The 21,674-nt window shown below is 63.0% G+C and carries 18 protein-coding genes and 1 pseudogene; 11 read left to right on the top strand and 8 right to left on the bottom strand.

Features of this window, described 5'->3' with window-relative positions:
* The first annotated feature begins 1,540 nt into the window (after nucleotides 1–1,540).
* The 6 genes from M6G65_RS21885 to M6G65_RS21905 all read left to right on the top strand — a co-directional run bounded on the left by M6G65_RS21885 (nucleotide 1,541) and on the right by M6G65_RS21905 (nucleotide 7,621).
* Nucleotides 1,541–2,308, top strand: coding sequence for a TnsA endonuclease N-terminal domain-containing protein (locus M6G65_RS21885; RefSeq protein WP_238199402.1), 768 nt, complete (start codon nucleotides 1,541–1,543; stop codon nucleotides 2,306–2,308).
* A complete protein-coding gene (locus M6G65_RS21890; RefSeq protein ID WP_250102884.1) occupies nucleotides 2,301–3,026 on the top strand; it encodes a hypothetical protein in 726 nt (241 codons plus the stop codon). Before M6G65_RS21885 ends, M6G65_RS21890 begins: the two co-directional genes overlap by 8 nt.
* A gap of 98 nt (nucleotides 3,027–3,124) precedes the next feature.
* Nucleotides 3,125–4,519, top strand: a complete 1,395-nt coding sequence (locus tag M6G65_RS21895) for an integrase catalytic domain-containing protein (protein WP_250102885.1) — start codon at nucleotides 3,125–3,127, stop codon at nucleotides 4,517–4,519.
* A gap of 68 nt (nucleotides 4,520–4,587) precedes the next feature.
* Nucleotides 4,588–4,851: a TniB family NTP-binding protein gene (locus tag M6G65_RS34065; protein ID WP_430929506.1), complete on the top strand. Its 264-nt coding sequence runs from the start codon at nucleotides 4,588–4,590 to the stop codon at nucleotides 4,849–4,851.
* 35 nt (nucleotides 4,852–4,886) lie between these two features.
* Complete coding sequence (locus M6G65_RS21900) at nucleotides 4,887–5,612, top strand: hypothetical protein (RefSeq protein ID WP_284042358.1); 726 nt, start codon at nucleotides 4,887–4,889, stop codon at nucleotides 5,610–5,612.
* 458 nt (nucleotides 5,613–6,070) lie between these two features.
* On the top strand, nucleotides 6,071–7,621 hold the full coding sequence (locus tag M6G65_RS21905) for a hypothetical protein (RefSeq protein ID WP_238199399.1): 1,551 nt from the start codon (nucleotides 6,071–6,073) through the stop codon (nucleotides 7,619–7,621).
* A 723-nt stretch (nucleotides 7,622–8,344) separates the two neighbouring features.
* Here the strand turns inward: M6G65_RS21905 and M6G65_RS21910 are convergent.
* From M6G65_RS21910 to M6G65_RS21925, 4 genes and pseudogenes are all read right to left on the bottom strand, one after another.
* Nucleotides 8,345–9,499, bottom strand: a complete 1,155-nt coding sequence (locus M6G65_RS21910) for a TniQ family protein (RefSeq protein WP_238199398.1) — start codon at nucleotides 9,497–9,499, stop codon at nucleotides 8,345–8,347.
* Nucleotides 9,500–10,886: 1,387 nt separating this feature from the next.
* A pseudogene (gene gp17 / locus M6G65_RS21915) lies at nucleotides 10,887–11,048 on the bottom strand (tail completion protein gp17); the annotation flags it as partial.
* On the bottom strand, nucleotides 11,045–11,392 hold the full coding sequence (locus M6G65_RS21920) for a head-tail adaptor protein (RefSeq protein WP_238199397.1): 348 nt from the start codon (nucleotides 11,390–11,392) through the stop codon (nucleotides 11,045–11,047). The pseudogene gp17 and the gene M6G65_RS21920, both read right to left, overlap by 4 nt.
* A gap of 23 nt (nucleotides 11,393–11,415) precedes the next feature.
* Nucleotides 11,416–11,976, bottom strand: a complete 561-nt coding sequence (locus M6G65_RS21925; RefSeq protein WP_238199396.1) for a head-tail connector protein — start codon at nucleotides 11,974–11,976, stop codon at nucleotides 11,416–11,418.
* A gap of 26 nt (nucleotides 11,977–12,002) precedes the next feature.
* Between M6G65_RS21925 and M6G65_RS21930 the strand changes: the two genes are divergently transcribed.
* From M6G65_RS21930 to dps, 3 genes are all read left to right on the top strand, one after another.
* Complete coding sequence (locus tag M6G65_RS21930; RefSeq protein WP_238199395.1) at nucleotides 12,003–12,749, top strand: S1 family peptidase; 747 nt, start codon at nucleotides 12,003–12,005, stop codon at nucleotides 12,747–12,749.
* Between the two features lie 117 nt (nucleotides 12,750–12,866).
* On the top strand, nucleotides 12,867–13,790 hold the full coding sequence (locus M6G65_RS21935) for a S1 family peptidase (protein ID WP_238199394.1): 924 nt from the start codon (nucleotides 12,867–12,869) through the stop codon (nucleotides 13,788–13,790).
* Between the two features lie 271 nt (nucleotides 13,791–14,061).
* The gene (dps, locus tag M6G65_RS21940) at nucleotides 14,062–14,607 is read left to right on the top strand and encodes a DNA starvation/stationary phase protection protein Dps (protein ID WP_091775184.1); all 546 of its coding nucleotides are present in this window, start codon (nucleotides 14,062–14,064) and stop codon (nucleotides 14,605–14,607) included.
* Between the two features lie 142 nt (nucleotides 14,608–14,749).
* Here the strand turns inward: dps and M6G65_RS21945 are convergent, their stop codons facing one another.
* Nucleotides 14,750–16,384 carry a porin gene (locus M6G65_RS21945; RefSeq protein ID WP_238199393.1) on the bottom strand — a complete coding sequence of 545 codons (1,635 nt, stop codon included), beginning with the start codon at nucleotides 16,382–16,384 and terminating at the stop codon, nucleotides 14,750–14,752.
* 692 nt (nucleotides 16,385–17,076) lie between these two features.
* Between M6G65_RS21945 and M6G65_RS21950 the strand changes: the two genes are divergently transcribed.
* Nucleotides 17,077–17,826: a hypothetical protein gene (locus M6G65_RS21950; RefSeq protein WP_238199392.1), complete on the top strand. Its 750-nt coding sequence runs from the start codon at nucleotides 17,077–17,079 to the stop codon at nucleotides 17,824–17,826.
* A 67-nt stretch (nucleotides 17,827–17,893) separates the two neighbouring features.
* On the opposite strand, the gene M6G65_RS21955 is transcribed toward M6G65_RS21950, so the two are convergent.
* On the bottom strand, nucleotides 17,894–19,186 hold the full coding sequence (locus M6G65_RS21955; protein ID WP_238199390.1) for a phage major capsid protein: 1,293 nt from the start codon (nucleotides 19,184–19,186) through the stop codon (nucleotides 17,894–17,896).
* Nucleotides 19,187–19,201: 15 nt separating this feature from the next.
* On the bottom strand, nucleotides 19,202–19,708 hold the full coding sequence (locus tag M6G65_RS21960; RefSeq protein WP_238199388.1) for an HK97 family phage prohead protease: 507 nt from the start codon (nucleotides 19,706–19,708) through the stop codon (nucleotides 19,202–19,204).
* A 250-nt stretch (nucleotides 19,709–19,958) separates the two neighbouring features.
* Here M6G65_RS21960 and M6G65_RS21965 point away from each other — a divergent pair, with 250 nt between their 5' ends.
* Complete coding sequence (locus M6G65_RS21965; RefSeq protein WP_238199386.1) at nucleotides 19,959–20,258, top strand: GIY-YIG nuclease family protein; 300 nt, start codon at nucleotides 19,959–19,961, stop codon at nucleotides 20,256–20,258.
* Between the two features lie 86 nt (nucleotides 20,259–20,344).
* On the opposite strand, the gene M6G65_RS21970 is transcribed toward M6G65_RS21965, so the two are convergent.
* The gene (locus M6G65_RS21970) at nucleotides 20,345–21,646 is read right to left on the bottom strand and encodes a phage portal protein (RefSeq protein WP_250102886.1); all 1,302 of its coding nucleotides are present in this window, start codon (nucleotides 21,644–21,646) and stop codon (nucleotides 20,345–20,347) included.
* Nucleotides 21,647–21,674 lie beyond the last annotated feature (28 nt).

A 21,674-nucleotide genomic window follows, 5' to 3' on the forward strand; every position in this document is an offset into this window, starting at 1 on the left:
ATCAGTCCCTGTTTTTTGGATCAGAATCACAGGCGGACGTCGCTAGAGGGTTCAAGTCATTTAAGACACTTGTCGCAATCCCATATCCCTGCCGCTGGCACAGGGATTTTCTAATACAAGCTACATTGGATCCGGCAATTGATGCGATCAACCCGCACATATGCGGACCACATGAACGTTTTTCCATTGCAGTAAGCACGAAGTCATCGACTCATGTGCTGATAGCGGTCCGAGATCGACTAAGCCATTTAGATGAAGAATCGCACCCTATACCTAAACTGATCACGAGATCGTTTGTACTTGCCGAGCCGCGCTGCTCGACGGCGCGAGCGATCTGGGCAGCACGTGCAACGCAGGTCGCGCCGCGCGATCGCATCAACATTCTGCGAATGCTTGGAGAGCAATCTGATGGCGTCTGCTTAGCTGCCGCTAGCGACCGAGTCACCGACCATTCGATAGACCCAATACAATCCATTTTCGCGCTCGCATGCGCAGGACAGATCGAAATCGATATTAGCACCCCTCTATCGCCAGACACCCACATCCGATTACGCTCTATTTCCTGATAAGTACTACCGACAAGGTTATATACTGCCTGGCCAATGATCGTTCTAAGCTGAATGCCGAATTTAGAATGTGCGCACGTCCGACACGCAACTCCGGAACGTTCACGGCACAGTCGCACTGCGCAGGAAGAAACACAGCGCGACCTGGCGTAGAAATCAAGATCCCATCTGACGGCGATTTAAGCCTGCCATCAATGGAACGGCGCCTGCAATCGAAGCTCGCGAACAGAGCGCTGCGCCATACCTCGAGACGAAACAACCGTTCGTATTGCGGGAATAGAGCTCAGCTAGCTTTGACCGAGTGAAATCCTGCGGCTTGCTATTTCCACGTCAAGCAAGCCGCTCCGGCTGCTGAACCAACACTACGGTAAAAGCGACCTCGGCCGCGTCGGAGAACAACCCACAATCCTGCGGACAAACTAGACCAGCGCAACACCTCATCTCAGAGCTAAGCGCTCAGCCTCAGCCCCGACGCTACGCAACAGCACATGACGCGCCAAGGAAGCGACGCCACCAGCAAATTCCATTCGACATGAAACTTTGCCTAACCGTCGCGCGACAAAAAGCCTGACGGATCAGTCTGCCTGAGAAGGAGATCTTTCGACATGCTGACCCTTCAGAAACCCCGACCGCGAAGGCTTAGACGAACCGTTCGCTCCCCTCTAATCCACTGGCGCGCAAAAGGAATCCCGCTGCGTCTTCGTCCGCCGCGGAAACCAGAGGGCGGCTATAGAGAGGTCCTCGCCACTCCTTGCATGCGCCGTACCACCCCCACCCGGCGCCGTACACAGACAGAAGCGACACGTAGGCGAATAGGAATTTCTCAATCAGCCGGTCGATAATGGCTACGGACAGACTATTCCTCCAGCAATGGAGGGTGACCGCGACTACCCTGTAGGCTTGTGCTGAACACCGTCTTAAACACGCGTCGGCACGATCAAACGGGGCGCCCAAATTTTCACGGAAATGCTCGAATGACCGTCGCATTTACTCCGAAGGCCCTCAAACAGCTGAAGGGGGTGCGGGCAGCCGACAAGGCGACCAACAGAGTCAGCTTTTCGGGAACGATGCCATGGTTCGACATCGATAACCTGATGGCGCCGACAGGGCTAAAGGGCAACGACATCGAAGGGTTCGTCGAAGGCGAGTCCCTGCTTGAGCTGGAATTCATTCGCCTGGCCCGCTTCGTAGGGCAGACGGTTCGCATCCGCCCGCAGCCGTGCACTCTGCGCTGGGTCGATCCACGGACGATGAAGCTGCGAAAACATATTCCCGACTTCGAGGTGTGGCGACACGGAAGCACTAAAAGCATTTTCATTGAAGTCAAGTATGCGGAAGAAGCCGAGCTCCTAAAAAGCGAGCACGACCTGATACGTGCGAACTTTAAAAAAGAAGGCCATGAATTTGAGGTTTGGACCGAGGCTGTTATTCGCAAGCAGCCCAGAGCCACCAATGTAGAGATGCTGTTTGCTCAAGCCGGGCCGATAGAGAACGTTGCTGCGCTCGAATGCGTGCGATCAGTGCTGCGGTCCGCGCAAGGCGAGACTTTGACGATAGGAGAAATCCGAGAGCGATCCGGCCTGCGAGGAAAAGCGTTTCGAGCAATCCTACGGCTACATGTGCGCCGTGAGCTTGTACTAGATCTGGACTCCACGATCGACGAACGTTCCCCGGTCTATCTTGGAAGATCGAGATTAGATTTGCACCTTGGTGGCAGCGTTGTGAGCGGTCTCGATGTATAAGTTCAAGGTCAGTCCCGACGATATTCTTATTTTGAATCACGTCCGCATGGAGCCAGGAAAGAGGATCCGCGATGGTCTTCTTCTCAGGCCGATTGGGAAGGAGTGGGAAGCGCACCTATGGAAAGATCTATTCGACGCATGGACTTTCGGGCGGCTGAAGATCGAAAAGGCGCCGAACGCCGGCCTACCCGCCACTCTGATTGAAGATATGCGTCGTGATATCTCCTCGTTCAGCGAGGAGCAGCAGAAGGAAGCGCGTCGTCGATTCAAGTACGTGGAGGCTCTGGATCGCGCCATTAAGGATCGCAGAGCTCAGCGACGTGCGGAATCTCAGTCGCCGGCGGAACAAAGGCCGCAACGGGTCAGCCTAAGGCCGGAGTCACTTGGGTCGTTCGCGATAAGGCAATTCGCGCTGTTGGGTCCTGAGGGAGGCGATAAGGCACCCGATGGGACTTCGCTCCGTTCATGGTACCGCCGTTACGTACGCAGCGGCCGAATGCTGGCAGCCCTTATACCTCAATGGCACAGACGTGGTTGGTTTAATACGCCGACGAGCAACCGCCTATGCGAGGTCGCTTCCGCGGTGATGGCGGAATATCTTCAAGTGCACTGGCTTACACAGGAGCAGCCTAGCGCCCTATCCATCTTCGCATTGGTGAAAAACGAGATTGAGAGACGCGGGGGAAAGTCCCAAATCAACAGGCCTGGTATCGGCTGATCAAGAGCACCGATGCACGCATCATAGCTCGATACCGTGAAGGGAAACGGGATGCCGATCGCGCTTTTGACCTCAGGGGCGAAGGACCGAAGTGGTTCATGCCTGGTCAGGCGGTGCAGATTGACTCGACCAAACTACCTATCGTTGTGCGCGACTATGATGACGGCCTGAAGTACAAACAGGTAACTTTGACCATAGCCATCGATGTTGCAACCCGTGCAATACTTGGTTTCTACATTGGCTTGGAAGAAGGTTTTGTGGCCATTCAAGAGACTATCAGAATGGTTATGCTGCCGAAGACTTGGGTGTCGACATTCAGTAATATTAGCAACAAATGGGATTGTTCACTAAAGCCTGCCATTATTTTTACCGATCAAGGTTCGGATTACCGATGTGGCAGTCTTAAATTACTCTGCGCGCAGCTGAATATCCAGCTCATTCATACGCCGGCTGGCGCACCTGAACTAAAGGGCCATGTCGAGCGCGTTATCCAAACAGTCAAAAAAGCCGTTTTCAACGGTATGCCTGGATCCTTATTCAAAAGTGGGACGAGGCGGATCGATTATGACGCCGCCGCTAGAGCTGAATTGTCGATGGAGCAGGTCCTCTGGTTTGTCGTCAAATTCATTGCGGACTACTACATGCCAAAATGGCATGAAGGTATCGAGAACACTCCGAGAGACAGGTGGAACGAACTCGTGGATCGCTACGACGTCGATCTCGCCCCTGATCTCGATCATTTAATTCGACTCGTTTCTGAGCATTGCAAGAGCAAGTTGAACAAGCATGGATTAACATGGCGAAATCTTCATTATGGCGCGAACTCTGCCGCACTACAAAGGTTGTTTGACGCAGCCGGAGAGAACGACGTTCAATATATCGTAAAGATCGACCCGCTTGATGTGGGGCGGGCGTGGTTCCTTCACCCGGATGGACACTGGGTTTTGCTTCAATGCAACGATCCCGACGCGATCGGTCGTACGAAGCATGAGCATCTTGTTGCCAGAGCGAACGTACGCCTCCGTAAGAAGACTTACGAACAGGCGGAGATGGGGGATATTAACAAGGCGCTTGCTGATCTAAAAGCTCCACAGCTCGAGGCAAATCAACGCCGATTCAACGCGAAGCAAGCTCGGCAAAAGGCACGGGTACGCGCGGAACGTATTGATCCACTCGCCAGTGTCAAAGAAGGTATCGACTACGTCGGTGAGTTACAGCCCGAGATTTCTCGTGTGAGAAAAAGAGTAATTAGCAGTTCTGAAAAAAGTAAAGTCAAATCTCTGGCTGTTAAGCCGGCTCACTCAAAAGGCGAGCTCGTGCAGCGCGCCCGGGTACCGACGCCAGCTGCTACCAGAAACAACTTCGGTCCTCGGTTTGAGCTCTCTGCAGCGGGCAGCGAAGCTGATTTTGTCGTTATCGAAATCCAAGGCGGTGACGACGTGTCTATTAACGAAATAATGCAATATGAGGTTGAGGAAAATGTCACATTCTAAATTGACAGAAGACGAGCGCGAAGAGATTCTCGAGCGGGCAGCACACACTTTTTAAAACATATACTAGCATGCCGCTAGTTCTCGAAGAATTTGATGGCTTGCGTGCGGCTAGCAAGAGAGACGACCCTGGGCAGTTCCTTCTACTCTTAGGAGAGTCTCGTGTCGGGAAAACAACAATAGTTAAACAGTTTCTCAGAGAAGAGCGAGATAGGATTCAGTCCGAGACCAACCGTGAAGTGGAATTCGGTGAATACGGTCTAAGATTGGCCGATGGCGAGTATGGCGATGAACGACCCATTGTGTACGTGGAGCACCTGGCGACAGATCCCTAGTAGCCTTCGCAGGCGAACTACTCAGAGCATATGGAGTGCCGGTACCCCGTGCCATCCGGAAACATGAAATTCTTGGCCAGTTACGCACTCAAATGATGGGGCAGAGAACAAAGATACTTATCATTGATGATTTTCAGAACGCAGTTCCCATCAAAAAACGAGACGACGTTATTTGGGAGCTTTCGGAATTAGTAAAAGACTTGTTGGAGCGGACCCGCGTCAAAATGATATTGGCCGGACTGCCGTACGCGGTGCTGCCGCTGGAGCGCAACCCGCAACTCGATGGACGGTGTAGAGCTCGATTGCACATCCGAGCGTTCCCGTGGAGGCGTCCACAGCCGTCAAAGAAGGCCGGCGTGATCTCAATCAATACCTATCAGGCGTATCTGGCGCAGTTTGAGGCGGCAATGCGATTGCCTGAGCCCTCACATCTTTCAGATCCTGACCGTGCCGAGCGGATTCATAAGGCGACCGGAGGGCTTATTGGGAGGACGATGCGTTTACTGGTAAGCGCGCTGGAAATCGGCTTGAGCAAAGGCGCACTGCACATTTCGGACAAACATTTAGAGGTCGCCTATCTCCGAACTCGCTTGGAGGACGACAAATCGAATCCGATCATAGATAGTCTGGACGAGACGGCGTCGGGTTACCGGGCGGCGCTCGTTGGGAAGACGGTAATCAACCGTACGCCCATCAGGCTTTCGAGTGCTGCTTCGGACGAGGGAGAAGTCATATTCTCCAAAGCTGGCGGCAGATCGTGATATCGATCTTTCCAATTCGTCCTCCTCATATATCGGGGGAGTCTGCACTCGGCTATGTTTTAAGACTTGTGGAAGCTAACGGCTACCCGTGGCGCGGCGCTGCAATCGCGGCGCATGGCATCGATCTAGTTGGCTTGGCGCACGGGCGGGGCTTGGGCAGTGTACTGAAGCATGGCAACGTAGAAGAGCATCGTTTGATCGCTTCCACTCCAATGCAATTGGAGTGTGGTCGCTACGCCTTAGGCGGTGAGGTCCTGCAAGCGACCCAGCTGGTGTTCGGGCGAAAACGGTTTTGCTCGGGGTGCTGGGTTGAGGATCGTCGGCGGATGGCTATGGCGGGCGTGGAAGATACGTGGTGTCGGTACCTTCGAGGTTGGTGGGCGGTAGGGGCTGTGGCAGCCTGTCCGATCCACTGTACAAAATTGATCGATTGCTGCAGCAGATGTTCCAGAGCACTCGTGTTCGACCAAGGCGGCTTGACTAGGTGTCGTTGTGATGCCGATCTCGAACAATGTTCTAGCGACGCTTTGGAAAGGCAATCACTCTTAGCTGAGGCCTACCTCGTCGGTCGCCTTGGTGGAGCCGATCATCTGTCGGTTCCTCTTTTGGATCGCCTGCCGCTCGCGGACGTCATCGCGCTGATACCGCGGCTAGGTAGCCTGAAGCTGTTGTCGAGTAATGGCAGCTTTGGCCGTATCCGCACGGCCGATGCCGGTCTTCTGAAAGTCAGAGGCATGGAAGTTGCTATGTCGAATGATGCGGGAGTGGAGTGCTTGCTCGATGCTACTTTAAGAAAGAACGGGCCCGCCGATTCATTGCGGGCACAGCTAGGTGGTTTCTACGAATGGTTTGCGTCGTTGCCGGCGGGAGCTCTGCGAAATTGGCTCTCGGAAAGGGTCGGTGTGACTGTGGGTAGGCGCGGTATTCTATGGACTAATTGGCAGAAGTTCGTATCGGGGAATCCGTCCCCGGATCGAGTGTCGATTGCTGAAGCCGGGGCTATTCTGGATCTAACGGAGCAGGCGACACGTCGCGTACTGACGGCGGTTCACCTCATACCGGATGACTCGCGCTCTAGCATCCGGCCATCTTACGATCGCTCGCACGTCGAGGCTTTGGGCTTGCAACTTCATAGTACGCTCGAAGTGTGTGATGCGGCGGCGCAGCTTGGCACTACCGCAAGATCCTTTCGCCAGCTCGCAGCTGCTGGAATCATCGAGCCCGACCATGTGGCTGCTACGGCTTACGGCAACGCTGCTCGTTTTGCGCCCGATTCCATCGCAGCTATACTTGAGAAGCTCGTTCACGGCGTCCCGGTCCGAGGTACGGCTCCCGGCGGCGCGATCATCTTCGAAAATGCTGCGCGCCAGCTCGGTATCGTTAAGCTTTGTCGGGGCTTGATTGAAGGTACCATCCGCCCTGTTGGTCGTCTATCGGGCCGGAAGTCGCTGGACAAGCTCCTTATATCCAGCAATTCTATCGCGCTGATGAAGTTGAATATAGGAAAAGATTATCTCTGTGCAAAATCTGCTGCAATCTTCCTTTCGCTCCGGGAAAGAGCGTTCGCCGCTTTGGTGTCCGCTGGCCATTTGACGCCGGCGCTCTATGTTTCGCCATACCATATCTTCTGCGTCAACGATCTCGACGAGTTTGCTCGGCGTTATATTAATCATTCGGAATTGGCAGTAAATTTCGGAACGAGTACGAAACAGATACTATCTTCCATTGCGGAAATCGGTATCAGCCCATCTATTGAGTTGTACAGTTCAGATCGCATTGAGGTTCGCTTCTACGAGAGACGTTCCGTTTGCGACTTGAGCCATACTATCTCGGTCAGCTTCAGGAATCAGGCGCTATCGGTTGCACCTCGTCGATCAAGGCGATCCGTCTCGGGAGATCCAAGGAAGTTGTCCGGTCACGCTTCCAGACGAAAAGTGGCAGGGATTGCCGCGGTACCAGCTATTGGCGTCGGCCAGAGGAAGCGGTCTCGCACCAATAATATGACGTAGATCGACAGCCTCGCGCGATCGTGCCAGAGGCATTTGATAAGGTCGCCGCACTCCGTCCGGAACACGCACTGATCGCGAGCGTGCTATTGCGACCAAGCCCGTCCTGCACGGAGAGCGCCAAGCTGGCTAGCTCCGCGGAAGATATCGGTGACGCCTGTGGCGATTGAGACCAAAGCAGCCGCCGGGATTGGGGTCGTCGCCTTTCCAGCACGTCGAGAACGCGGGTGAGCGCTGCGGCATCGGCGTCGACGACGACGACACGCCGGCCCCGGTCCAGCACGATCATCACGAGCCCGGCTACCGGAGACACCGAGGTGCGCCGGATCTGTTCCGGTGCCGTCTCTGCCTCAGACACCGCCGCCGGCACGAAGGATGGCCTCGCCTTTGACCGCCTCGCCTCGAACGCCCGCCGCCAGATCAGCAGCAGCGAGCGTGAAATGCTGTGCTGTTGCGCGATGGTTGCACCATCCGCGGCCTCTGCAGCCTGTCGAGCACGATCCGCGGCTTCTCGTATTCCGACCCGCGCGGACGCCGACCGGTCCCGACGGCCGCAAGGCGCTGAGGACCACGTGCACTGTCCGTATGACTGTCCATATGCGCTGTTATAAGCGGCCGTGCATCAGTTCCGCAAGATGGATACCGTTGTAGGGGTACGAATAGGAGGTCGATCTCTGGTTAAAACATCAGATTTAAGAGTATTATCTGTAATATACTTTGCGCCTTTCATGGTTTTGTGATCCCTATTGCGGCCTCAAGAACGGATCTCACGAATACCTTATCCTCCATGCCTCCGAAATTGACCCTGCCTTTACCAAGGATGTCTCTCATGCACTGTACACCATTCGCGACCATTTCGTCGCTCACTAAAAAATTCGAGGCGCCGTCCGCGACGCCAATCTGAGCACTTGGATGGATGGCTACAAGGTCCTGTTTGGCTTTTATTTTTGTTACCAGGTCGTAATAGAAAGGCTCGGGTAACCGCCCCGATTTCCGAAGATATTTATGCATGTTGTTCCGAACGTGGCTTATCATTACGGTCCGGACGTGGTCGAAATCATTTTGTTTGTTTCTGCCGAGTCTTTGACCGAGGAAACCATAGATCGATCGTGTGAACCAGCCTCTTTGGCTCTGCTCTGTCTTCTCCCATAGGCGATCAAGGAAGGTCAGGAAGGACTTTTCGTTTTCAGCAATCACGAAGCCAGCGGCCATAATACCGCCCTGTTGAAAAAGTCCTTTCATATTGTAAGGAGAATGCCTCCCATACACATGGGCGGCACCACATAGTGCAACTAGTCTACTTGCGGCCGCCAATGAGAGTCGATCAAGCAGGTCGGAATGCCGGCGGTCTGCAAAGCCAAGTCTACCGATGAAATAGGATTCCCAGCCACATGAGACTTGTACGGCGCGATGATTAGCGTATTTTGTGCGTGGTATTCTTTGTTTGATTGGTTCCAAAATGGTCTGGTGAATTGGGCAGCGGTGGATATGGACAAAATCCCACCAAATTCTGCGTATAACACCAAAAGAATTTAGATTGTTATTTGTGTGACTGTCCTCTTCGTGGCACTGCCGGCAATACCTATTGCGGTGAAGTTGCCAATGTCCCCTCGGGATGATTTCGCCTTTTACAGTCGCGGTACCGTGACTTGCGACCAACGTTGAGTTTTGGAGACTCTTCGCGTCGACGCCGGCCAAAATGGCAATCCGATCGACGTGCTTGCCTTGTTCGACGTCGTGTTCATTCAGGCCACGATCAATTAAGAACAGGCGACCGGACTCATACCCGTTCCGTTTTGCAAGGCGAGCTACCAATGCGTATGCGGGCTCATTGTTTTTATGGGCGCCGAGGACTAGAGGCTCACGTTGTAAATGTATCATTTGAACAACCGAAACTTAAATTGGCATTATTCCGCGGAGCGGATGATGGTTAACAGGGGGCCTAGGTAATCTTGCCGGCCACGTCCGATCCGCAAAGCGCATCGGAGCAGGCGGATGCAAGACCACCTCCCGTCGCTACTGAGGTAGTCGCTCCTCGCCTAAACAAGCGTGAACGCGTGGACTATGGCTGTTTCCCGTCAGGTAACGGCAGTTAAGTCGTTCTCGTCAAGGCTGCGGCGGGGCAGTAGTGGCCCGGAGCTATGGGAATGGAAGAAAGTTTGGCGGATTGCCGCTGAGAGATCTGAGGTTCGGAGGGCGACTGCGCTGCGCTAGTCCCACTTTCCGCCTTGCCAGTACTTGTTTGATCTGAGCATTTGAGGAATTAGGGTGGAAGGTAGAAAAATTGCGCTTTTGTGACCCAATCGTATCATGCACTCCGGTGACCTTTTTAGCTAGCAGTTTATCCATGTCATTGAGGTCGCTTGGGTGTAGCACCGGGACCGGGGTCTTGGCGTCTTGGTAGCAAAGACGCCTGCCTCTCGTGAGCCGTCCAACAGCGTGGCCGCGCATTTCCCGCTGTTACGCAAAGCGGCGTCGATGATTTTGGTTTTCAGCTGTGCCGCAGAGGCTGTACGCCTGCAGCGGCGCCGCGCAATGCCCCACCGGAGCGCCGCGCCATGTTGGTGGCGCCCGGGGTCCCGTCCAAGAGCACCAGCTATCCGGAACGAGCTCGGGCTGTGCCTCTAACAAGGCCTCGCGCGCCGCCCTTGAGTCCGCACGCTCGTGCTCAGCTGCGGACATCGGCCATCTTTCGGGGGATCCTGTTCGCTGGCAGAAGCGCGTTGGTACGCTCGTGTCGTTCTGAACGCTCTGCTGAACCAGTCGGCGGCGTATTTCGCGCAGGAAGAGGCGCGGCTGCTGCTTGGAGGTCGCTAGGATCGGCGCGACATGCGCCTCAATGCGCTTCAAGGTGTGATCGCCGCCCATTGGTTTGGCCGGGACATCACCCTTTATGGTGGGAGCGCCGCGGCCGCAGACTGGCGCTTGACGCGCTGACCCCGAAACGAGCCGCGCTCAGTGGCACGAGGCACCTGCCGCCACGGCAGCCGTGAGATGCTCGCCCAAAATCTACGTTCGGATGTGAAGGCGTCCGCGAGCTTTCTCACCCGTCACCGCACCACCCACTAACCCATCGCCTGCCACCCGGGGAGTGTTTTGGGTTCTTTAGTGAGATAGGAACAGATTCGTAGGCAGCTAACAGAGAGAATCTGTGTTCCAACGCCGTGGAACTCGCATAAACTGGGGTAGCAAATTGAGTCAGATGTTTTCCCGAGAATCAACGATTTAGCTTTGCCGTTGGGGCAATTTACTCTGTCAAATATCACTCGATCGCGGACTCCTCCCACAGGGCGTAGACCGGCGGCGCGCCCCGCGGCGGCTCGTCGTAGAGCCGGACGTGGCCGCCCAGCAGGGCCGCGAGGCCGGCATCGGCGGAGAAGCGGGCGATCAGGCCGGCGCGCAGAGCCAGCAGCGGGCTCGGGTCGCTCACGGCAGGCTCTCCCGCGGCAGTTCCTCGACGTGGCAGACGCAATCGCGGCCCCGCGCATCCGGCTCGGTGACGGCGCGGATCGCGAAGCGGCGGGGGCCGGCCGCCAGCCGCATCGTCGGGTCGAGGCGGGGCCGGCCGCGCAGGGTGATGCGGTAGACGGGCCGCGTGTCGGTCCGGCCGCCGCCCGTGCGATCGACCACGCCCGCCGGCGCCAGGGCGCCCCACAGGACCGGGCCGGCCACGTAGCGGCGCAGGACACCTCCGAACCCGTCCGGCTCCTCCAGGGGACGCTCGAGCACGAAGCGGCGGCGCCGGGCGCCGAGGGGTGGGCGCGAGGCGGCCATCGGTGCGGCTCCGGGCCGGGCCATCACAGCCGCATCCGGCGGAAGGGTGCCGCGAGGTCGGCGGCGTCGGTGCGGGCGGCGTCCGGCTCGTCGCCGCGATGCTCGTAGCGGGCGGCGGCAAGCCGCAGGATCGCGAGGCGCAGGGGCGCCGGCAGGGGCGGCCCGTCGCCCCCGTACCCGGCCGCGACCTCGATCAGGATCGTGCGCCCGGCGGGATCGGGCGCGGCGGGATCGACCAGCAGGCCCGGCGCCTCGACCGGGTCGGGGCCGCGGCGCACCAGCCCGGCGGCGAGGTCGGTGACGCCCCCCGCCTCCGCGAAGCCGGCGCGCAGGAGCGCCACCAGCGGGCTCAGCGGCAGCGGCACCTGCCCGTCGGGCGGCCAGGCGGACAGCGCGATCCGGTAGCGGCCCGGGACGAGGATCCGGCGCGTCTCGATCTCCAGGCTGGCCCGCACCGCGGTGATCAGGGCCTGGAGCAGCGCGTCCTCGGCGCCGTCATCGTCGGACTCGAAGCGCAGATAGGCGCGCAGGTCGGCCACGCTCACCGGCTCGACGGCGGCGGCGTCGATGCGTAACGGGATCATCGCGCGTCTCTCTCGATGGTGGGTCGATGTTGGTTCCGAAGCGCCGCCCGGCGGTTCTTGCCATCGCGGGGGCGTCCCTGGCGGCTTGCGTGCTGCTCGCGGCCGCGCCGGCGCGGGCCATCGTCGGCGGCACGGAGGCGTCGCCCGGCGGGGCCGTGATGGTCCTGTCGTCGAAGGGCGGCGTCTGCACCGGAATCGTGCTCGCCCCCGACACGGTGCTGACCGCCGGCCATTGCGCCGCCGACGGCGAGCACCGGATCCACTTCCGCGACGCGACCGGCGCGCCCGTCCTCGTGGAGATCGCCGCGCGGGCGGTGCATCCCGGCTACGATGCCGGCGCCGCGAAGGCCCGGCGCCGCTCCATCGACCTCGCGCTCCTGCGCACCGCGACGCCGCTGCCGGACCGCTTCGCGCCCGTGACCCTGAGCGCGGCCATGCCGCGGGCCGGCGACAGCCTGACCCTGTCGGGCTACGGCGCCGCCAAGCCCGGCGACCCGCGCTCGACCGGCACCTACCGCAGCGTCGCCCTGCCGGTGATCGAGCCCTACGGGCCGAGCCGGATCCTGGTCTGGCTGCGGGGTGGCGCCGGCGGCGCCTGCCAGGGCGATTCCGGCGGCCCGATCTCGGCGCCGGACGGCGGGGTGCTGGCGCTGTCCGCCTGGATCGGCGGCGCCTGCGGCGGGCTCACGCAGGGCATCCTGCTGGGACCGCAGCGCGGCTGGATCGACGCACGGCTCGGCGGCTGGGGCCGGAGCGCCCGCTGGGCGGAGTAGAACCCCGCCTCACCCGCAGGGAACCTCAGCTTGGCCGGGACATTGCCTTGCTCTAGGCTCACCGGGCGCCGCGCCCGTTCGACGGCGTCCCTCACCCGCGCCCCCCTGGAGTGCCCGATGTTCCCTCGCCCGATCCGCAAGGCCGGCCTCCGCGAGCGCGTCCTGCGCGGCGGCCGTGTGGGCCGATTGGGGAGCGGCCTCCTCGGTGCGGCGCTGCTCGGCACCGTCGCGGGCCTGATGCCGGCCCCCGCCGCGGCGGTGATCAACGGCACGACCACGCGGGATCCGAACGGGGCGCGCAGCTTCGTGGTGCGCATCGAGAGCACGGAGGGCGAGATCTGCTCGGGCACGCTGATCGCGCCCGACCTCGTGCTCAGCGCCGCCCACTGCGTGATGCGCCCGGCCGGCTACACGGTGATCAGCGTGGACCGCGGCTTCCGCCAGCACCGGACCGCGGTGATCGCCGCGACCATGCACCCCGATTTCGTCCCCGGCACGACCCCGGAGGACCAACCCGGCGTCGACCTGGCGCTGCTCAAGCTCGAGCAGCCGCTGGGCTCCGACTACATGCCCCTCGATCCGCGCGGGGCCGCCTCGATCGATAACGGCGCGCCCGTCGACATCGCGGGCTTCGGCGTCGTGGCGGAGAACCGGCGGAACTCGGCACGGGTCCTGCGGCTCGCGCATCTCGTGTCGATCGGCTCGCTGCAGGTCGCCAACCGCGTGACCGTGGTGACCGACCGGCGGCGGATGGCCGAGACCTCGGGCGCCGGGGCGTGCCTCGGCGATTCCGGCGGCCCGATCCTGGCCGGCGGCCCCGGTGGCTACCGGATCGTCGGTGTGGTGAGCTGGTCGAGCGGCGCCCTCCAGCAGGGCGCGCGCCGGACCGCCTGCGGCGGCTTCACCGCAGTGACCCCGGTGGCCGAGCATGCCGGCTGGATCGCGTCCCGGTCGGCGGAGCTGTCGCGGATCCAGGTGGGCGAGGCGCTGCCGCGCGGCAACCGCTCCGACTGGATGGCCCGGCCGGGCCGGCGCCGCTAGAGCCGTCGCCGACCCGGCCTGACCTAACCGCATCCCTCACCCGAGATGCGCGCGCATCTCGCGCGGGCGATACGGGTCGGATTCGCGTGCGCCGCCGTGGCACGCCGCCCTGGAGAGGCGGCCGAGGGGCACTCCCGCGCCGCGGCGGCAATCCGCCACGTCCGCGTGTGCGGCAGCGCTCACCATCTCGTGGATCCTTCGCGCTTGCGGGAACCTGGGGCCGCATCGGCACTTTCGCATCCGAACAATCACCGGCTCACGGAGCGAGAACATGGCCGACACCGGCACCAGCAACACCCCGCGGACGCACAAGACCCGCAACAACACCGATTCCAACGCCAAGAAGGTCTCGATCGAAGCGCTCAACGCGCGGCTGGCGGACGGCATCGATCTGGCGCTGGCGATCAAGCAGGCCCATTGGAATCTCAAGGGCCCGCAGTTCATCGGCGTCCACGAGATGCTCGACGGGTTCCGCACCCAGCTCGACGAACTCAACGACAGCGTCGCCGAGCGCGCTGTGCAACTCGGCGCCACGGCCTTCGGCTCGACCCAGGCGGTCGCCGAGCGCACGAAGCTCCCGGCCTACCCGACCGGCATCTACGCCATCGCCGACCACATCGCCGCGCTGATCGACAGCTACGCCGCCTACGCCAACGCGGTGCGGCAGAACATCGACGAGACCGACGAGGCGGGTGATCCGGACACCGCCGACCTGTTCACCGAGATCTCCCGGGCCGTGGACAAGCACCTGTGGTTCCTCGAGGCCCACGTGCAGGAGCCGACCGGCACCCTGCGCGACGGCAATTCGGGGCGCTGAGGCCGATCCGCCCTGCCCGTTCGCGGGCGGGGCACGGACCAAGACAAGAAAAAGCCCGGCCGATTGGCCGGGCAGTGGAGTCCCTTGCACGGGGACATCAGGACCGGGAAGCTTTGGAGAACAAACCGGTCCGGATTCGAGATCAGAAGTCGCGCTGGACGCGGAAGCGGAACTGCTCGACGCCGTCCTTCGTGGCAGTGCGCACCACGGCGTTGGGGTTTGCGATCAGGCGCGTGTAGGCGGTCGGGTCCTTGTCGTTGTCGATGACCCGGCCGCTTTTCACGCCGAACTGCGTGTAGAAGGCCTCGACGCCGATATCGAGATCCTTGACCGGCGACCAGATGAGGCTGCCGCCTGCGGAGAACTGGTAGGTGTCGCGCAGAGCCTGGCTGAGCTGGAATAACCGAGTGCCCGGCACGCCGATCGCGTTGGTGCCGGTGATGCCGGCGAAGTTCTGGAAGACCAGACCCTGGCCGTAGCGAATCGCGGCCGAGAAGTCCTGCTCGCCGTAGCTGCCGACGAAGGCCGAGCGCCATTCCGGCGACCAGTAGTGCAGGTACGAGGCCGTCGCCGTGAAGCTCGTGGAGGTCTGGAGCTGACCGGTGATCGGGTTGATCACGGCGTCGTTGAAGTACTGGTCGAACTTCTGACCCTGCAACGTCGCCGAGGTCTGAGATTCGCAACCGGTGTACGAGCAGTAGCCGGTATAGCTCTGCGCGCCGTTGGCATAGGCGCCCTGAAGATAGAGGGCGTCGCCCGGAGCGATGAACGGCGCGTTGATCTTCAGGCCGCCCTGAACGGCCCAACCGTACACGCTGTTGGCGTGGGGCGTGACCACCGCGCCGGCCGGGGACGGATTGATGACGGTGGAATCTTGGACGTTCAGCTCGTGCACGGCAGCCGAAAGCTGAGCCGAGCCCCAGGCCTGGTCGAGGCGCAGCACGCCGACAAAGTCGGGCATGCGGTTGGCCTGGATCACGTTGACCGTGTTGGTGGCGAGCGCGCCGGTCGCGGTCCGGTAGAAGACCGGCGTCGGCACGTTGGTCAGGCCGAAATTCGTAACCGAGCCGTTCGACGGTGTAACGGTGTTGCTGAGCGGCGAGAAGATCGGCGTCCGACGGTAGGTCGGGTCTTCGAGCGAGATCGTGGCCGACAGGCCGTTCCCCATGGTGGCCGTGTATGCGAGCAGGTTGGTCGAATACACATCTGAGCCCAGCGAGTACCCGTTGAACTCGAAATCGTGGGCGTAGAAGTCGAAGAACGAGGACGCGCGGCCGGCGGTCAGGCCGGCGAACTGGATGAACGCCTTGTCGAGGTTCACGTATTGCTGGGCCCGGCCGAAGGTGTCGATGCCGAGCGCCGCGTAAGCCTGGCCGAAGCGTTGCGCGGTGCCGGAGGTGCCGCCGCCGTACGAACCGCCGGTTCGCCCAGCCATGTCCATGCGAACGAAGGCGCGAAGTGTGCCGTACGCAGTTTGCGTGCGGGCATCCATGTTGAGGCGTCCCAAGGCGCGGTAGCCGGCGGTGTCGCCGAAGTTCCGGCCGTTGGCTTGGCGCGAGTAGGTCGGCTCATAGCCGCCCTCGAAGCGGGCGCGGCCTGAGATGCGCAGGCAGGTATCCGTGCCGGGAATATAGAAAAATCCTGCACCATACGCGCCGCAGACGCGGACGTACTCGATCGGGACGGCTTTCTTGACCGGCAGATCAGCGGCGTGCGCTGCACCTGTTCCTGCAAATGCTGCAGCCGAACATAGAAGTGATGTCTTCAACAGCCTCATCGAAATCCCCAAGCCAGCGAGACCCACGTGCAGCGACGTCATTACGAAAGCTGCATTTTTATTATGCGTTCGGCTGACGCTGCTGCGCTCAACCCGCAGGTTCTGTTTTGTCGAACCCTTCTGCCATCATGGTTGCTGAAGATGCCGTGGCTGATCAATCCGAAAATGGGTCACGTCAGGCAATCTGATCGGTCGGTTGTACGAAGACCACAAAATCGCGAGTTTCTTTTCTATTGGAAACAGCATTGAGGCTATTTTTTCTGTCGGAAATAATACAGATCTGGCTTCGTTTCTGACAGAAATAATGTGAACTGCGTTGACAATGACGTGTTATAGTGCAAGTAAACCGGTATATTGATGGAGATGGCTGAGCGAGCTTGTGTCTGAACGCGTATCCGGAGGCGTCGCGGCGGAGCATCGCCGCGGGCGGACGGATCGGACGGAGGGATCGGTGACACGATCCATCCGACAGCACCTCAAGCTCGTTCCAGGTATTGACCCCGACGAGATCTTTGCCGTGAGGCAGAGAAATCGAATTTCACTGCTTGTCCGAAGAACAACCGGGCCGACAGGCGACATGCCCCAGGCGCGGTCGGCGGCGGCGCGCGGCCTCGCGCATCGACGCCCCCCGATCACCGCGCGTCCGCTCCCGCGGATCCGCGTCATGCACTTCATGAGATCGCGAGCGTTCAGTGGAAACGGATTTCGAGACCTACTACCAGACCGCGTCTCCCGGCAGCCTGGCCTGTGTGTGCTCACGGGATCCGATCTACGGTGAGCGCTACTTCTTCGTGCGTGTTCGCGAGATCAAGGCCGGCCGGATCTACACGGCCCGCGGCGTCTTCTGGGCCGTCAACGGGGAAAAGTGCGATCAGGGTTGGGCCGGCGACGTCCACGAACTCGTCGTTCCGACGATCCCGCTTCTGGAGATGATCGAGCCGCATCTGGAGCGGATGGCCCGGTTCGGCGTGGACCGGCGGTTCGAGATCACGGTCGCGCGCGCCGTGCTGGAGGGGCGGCTCAGCGAGATGCCGGAGCTGCCGGCGCCGCCGGTGCCGACCCTGAAGGAAGCGCAGGCCGAGCTGCTCGCCGCGACGGCCTATTGGGAAGCCGTGGATGTGCGGTCGGCCCAGCCGGGCACGTCCGTCCGGATCCGGCGGGAAGCCAGCGAGCGCCTGGTCGCCGCCCGCACCAACCTGGAACGTGCCCAGGAGCAGGCCCGGAAACTGTCCGGGGCCGGCCGGTCGGGGCAGGCCGGTCCGACGCAGAGCGAGGCCGCAGGACCGCCGCATGCCGTCGGCGGCCCCCTCAAGCTCAGCCAGCCGCTCTCGATGTCGGCGCCGGTCAGGCGCTCGGTGACCGCCTCCTGGCCCCTGGACGCAAGGGGCGCCTATTTCGCCGCCCCGTTCGCATACGAGACCGTGAAGGATCGCGCCGGCTAGCGCCGTCCCCGAGCGTGTGGCGACGAGCCGGCCGCTCCGGCAGCCTCCGCGAAGACGACGGACCGGCTCAGCCGAACTTCAACAGCTTGATGGCGTCGAAATCCTGCACCCCGCCGCCGACGCGCTTGGTGGTGTAGAACAGCACGTAGGGCTTGGCCGAGTACGGGTCCCGCAGCACGCGCATGCCGGTGCGGTCCACCACGAGGTAGCCCCGGCGGAAGTCCCCGAAGGCCACCGACAGGCTGTCCTTGCCGAGATCCGGCATCGCCTCGGCCTCCGTCACCGGGAAGCCGATCAGCGTCGCGGCCCGGCCGGCGGCGAGCGGCGGCTGCCAGAGGTAGTTGCCCTCCGCATCCTTGAACTTCCGGATCGCGCTCTGGGTGCGCCGGTTCATGACGAAGCCGGCATTCTGGCGGTAGCCCGCGCGCAGGCCGTAGACGAGGTCGAACAGCACGTCCGCCGGGCTGGTCGACGGGAAGGCGCCCGCCGCACCGGTGGCGACGAACCCGAGCTTGCCCGGCACCCAGGCGGCGTTGGCGACCGTGTCGTAGCTCAGGACGCCGCGCGGGCGGCTGGCGCCGTTGCCGGTGACGAAGGCGACGCCCTCCTGCTCGGCGAAGGCGGTCTCCACCTCGGCCGAGAGCCACGCGTCGAGATCGACCACCGCATCGTCCAGGAGCGTCTGCGTGGCGGCCGGCATCGCGTAGAGCTCCATGGCGGGGAACGCGATCTCCGAGAGCGCCGGCGCGGCGGTCTCGGGCCGCGGCGCCGTCTCCGCCGCCCAGCCGGTGACCGGCGCGCCCACCGAGACCGCGCGCTTGTACTGGGCGCCCGAGATCTGCTGCACGCTGGCGATCGACCGGATCGGCGACACCTGGGCGAGACGCGTCAGCACGGTGCGCTCGATCGTGTCCGGCACGAGGTAGCCGCCGTCCGGCCCCGAGCCGGCCGACAGGGCCTTGGATTCCAGGCGCTTGAGCCCGGCGCTCTCGCCGGCCCGCACGTAGAGGTCGAAGGCCGCCTTGTGCTCGTGGGCGGCGGCGTCCGGGCGCGGGCGGGGCTCGCCGAGCGGCGGCCGGGCCTGCTCCAGGCTGATCCGGTCGAGGCGGGTGCGGGCCGCGTCCAGCGCCGCGTCGATGCGGGCGAGCTTCTCCTCGGTGAGCACGTCGGCGCCGAGCCGGCCCTCGATCGCGCCGAGGCGCACCTCGTTCGTCTCCTTGAACGCCGCGAAGGCGGTGGCGAGCTCGTCCAGCGCCGAGCGCATCGGCCCGGCCTCGGGCCGGGCCGCCTTGTTCTCCAGGTCGGGCAGGCCGCCCTTGGTTTCGAGGCCGGCGCGGGCCGTCAGGGTGGTGGCATCCATGGGTCAACCTCGTCGTCAGGAGGGGCGTCGGGGCCGGAGGGCCGGACCCGGCAGGCGGGACGGGGCGATCCGACGGGCGAGGCCGCGGATTTCCGCCACGAGGGGATCCGCGCCGGGATCCGGGCTCGCCCGGGCCCCCGGCTGGAGCGGAAAGGTCACCAGCGAGATCTCCCAGAGATCGACCTGATGGAGCCGGCGCGCGCCGCCCGCACCGGGCCGGGCGAGCAAGGTGCGGAAGCCGATCGACAGCCCGTCGAGGCCGCCCTGGCGCATCAGCGCATCGACCTCCCGGGCGCGCTGCACGGCGAGGTTGAGCTGGCCCTCGACCCGGAGGCCGCGGGCATCCTCGCGCAGGGTGAGCCAGCGGCCGATCGGCTCGGCCGGGTCGTGCTGGAACAGCAGCCGCACGCCGGCCGGCCCGCGCCGGGCGAGGCTCGCCGCGAAGGCGCCCGGCACCACCACGTCGTGGCCCAGATCGGGCACGCCGAAGAGGCTGGCATAGCCGGTGAAATGGCCGTCCATGGCGGGATCCTCGGCGGGTGGCGATCGTGTGAGCGGTGCGGTTTGCCGGAGGCCCGCAGAGCGGATCCGCCGGTCCCGGGCCTGCCCTTTCGGGGTCACGACGACGCCGGGTCAGAGCGGCAGTCCCGTGTTCTCCGGCCGCCGTCGCGGCTCTGGATTCCGGGCTCGCCTGCGGCGCCCCGGAATGACGGGACCGGGCGTCACGCCGTACGATGCGGCATCTCATCCTGAGTCGCGGGCCCGGATCGCGATGGCCTACCACGTGTACCTGCTCGCCAGCCGGCGGCACGGCACGCTGTATCTCGGCGTGACCAACAACCTCGCGCGGCGGGTTCACGAGCATCGCAGCCGGCTGAGCCCCGGCTTCACCGCGACCTACGGGGTGACCCGGCTCGTCTGGTACGAGACGTATGACCGTATCGTCGAGGCGATCGAGCGGGAGAAGGCGCTCAAGAAATGGCGCCGCGACTGGAAGATCCGGCTCATCGAGGCGATGAACCCGGACTGGTCGGATCTCTATGGGACGCTGTCGGGATGGACGGGGTTATAACGACCCGCCCCCGTCTTTCCGGGGCGCCGTAGGCGAGCCCGGAATCCAGACGCGCGACGGAGCCGGGTTGAACCGGCCGTCCCGTGTCATTCGGCAGCCGAGGCGGCTCTGGATTCCGGGCTCCGCTTCACGGCCCCGGAATGACGGGGCGAGGTAGCGTCGTCTTCGAACCAGTGGGCCGGCACATCCCCCTCAGCCCCCGACTCCCCCGCCCGCTCCGGCGGGTAGCCCACCGCCTCGCGCTTCTCGGAGACCGTGAGGAAGTCCGCGGCCTGGACCCGGCGCCAGAGGGATTCCCGCTCGCCCGCGAGCGCCTCGATCCGGTCGAGGTCGGGCTCCAGGTCCACCGGGCCGAAATCCGGCTCCAGCCAGCCGGCCAGCGCCCGCGCGGTGCGGGCGGCCAGCGGGATCAGGGTCTGACGGTAGAGGGCGCGGTTGGCCTCGGCGTAGTTGGCGTGGGTGCTGTCGCCGGGGAGCCCGAGCAGGAGCGGCGGCACCCCGAAAGCCAGGGCGATCTCCCGCGCCGCCGCGTTCTTGGCCGCGACGAAATCCATGTCCTGCGGCGACAGCGCGAGGGGCTTCCAGTCGAGGCCGCCCTCCAGCAGCAGCGGCCGGCCGGCATTGGCCGCGCCCTGGTAGTTCGCCTCCAGCTCCGCCTTCAGGCGCTCGAATTGCGGCTCGGACAGGCTCGACCCCGCGAAGACCAGCGCCCCGGACGGCCGGGCGGCATTGTCGAGGAGCGCCTTGTTCCAGGCGCTCGCGGCGTTGTGGATGTCGAGGGCGGTGGCGGCCGCCTCGATCGGCGCGAGGCCGCCGGTCTCGTCGTCCGGATGGAACAGGGCGAGCGCCAGGATCGGCGCCACGGCCGGCGTGCCGGGCGCCGGCAGGTCGAACCGGCGGCTGCGCCCGCCGGCGGTGTAGACGTAGGCGGCCGGCCAGCCGTCCGGCCCCGGCAGCATCCGCATCCGGCCCGGCCGCAGCGCCTGGAGCGCCGCCACCCGCTCGTCGAGGGCGACCGCCTCCAGATAGGCCGTGCCGGTGAGCAGCAGGTCGGCGTAGACGGTCTCGAGCAGGTGCGTGCCGCTCTCCCGCGGATTCGGCCGGGCGAGGAGCGCCAGCAGGTCGGCCGCGCGCGCCGCGCCGGGCCCGGTGGCGATCAGCGGCAGGCTCGCGGCGCTCTCGGCGACCAGCCGGATGGCCCGGTGGACCACCGGGTTGCCCTGGTAGCCGACCCGGGCGAGCGCCGCCGGGTCGCGGGGCGTCCAGCTGGCCCGGCCCTCGGCGTAGAGCGCGAAGGCCGGGGAAGCGGCGGCCTTGGTGGCCAGGACGGGGCCGCCGGGCGCGGCGCGGCGCGCGAGGCGCGCCAGCTTCTCGAGGACAGTCGACATGCCGGTCCGTTCCTGCGCTATGGTCTCG

The organism is Methylobacterium tardum (genome assembly GCF_023546765.1).
GTDB classification, from domain to species: Bacteria; Pseudomonadota; Alphaproteobacteria; order Rhizobiales; family Beijerinckiaceae; genus Methylobacterium; species Methylobacterium tardum.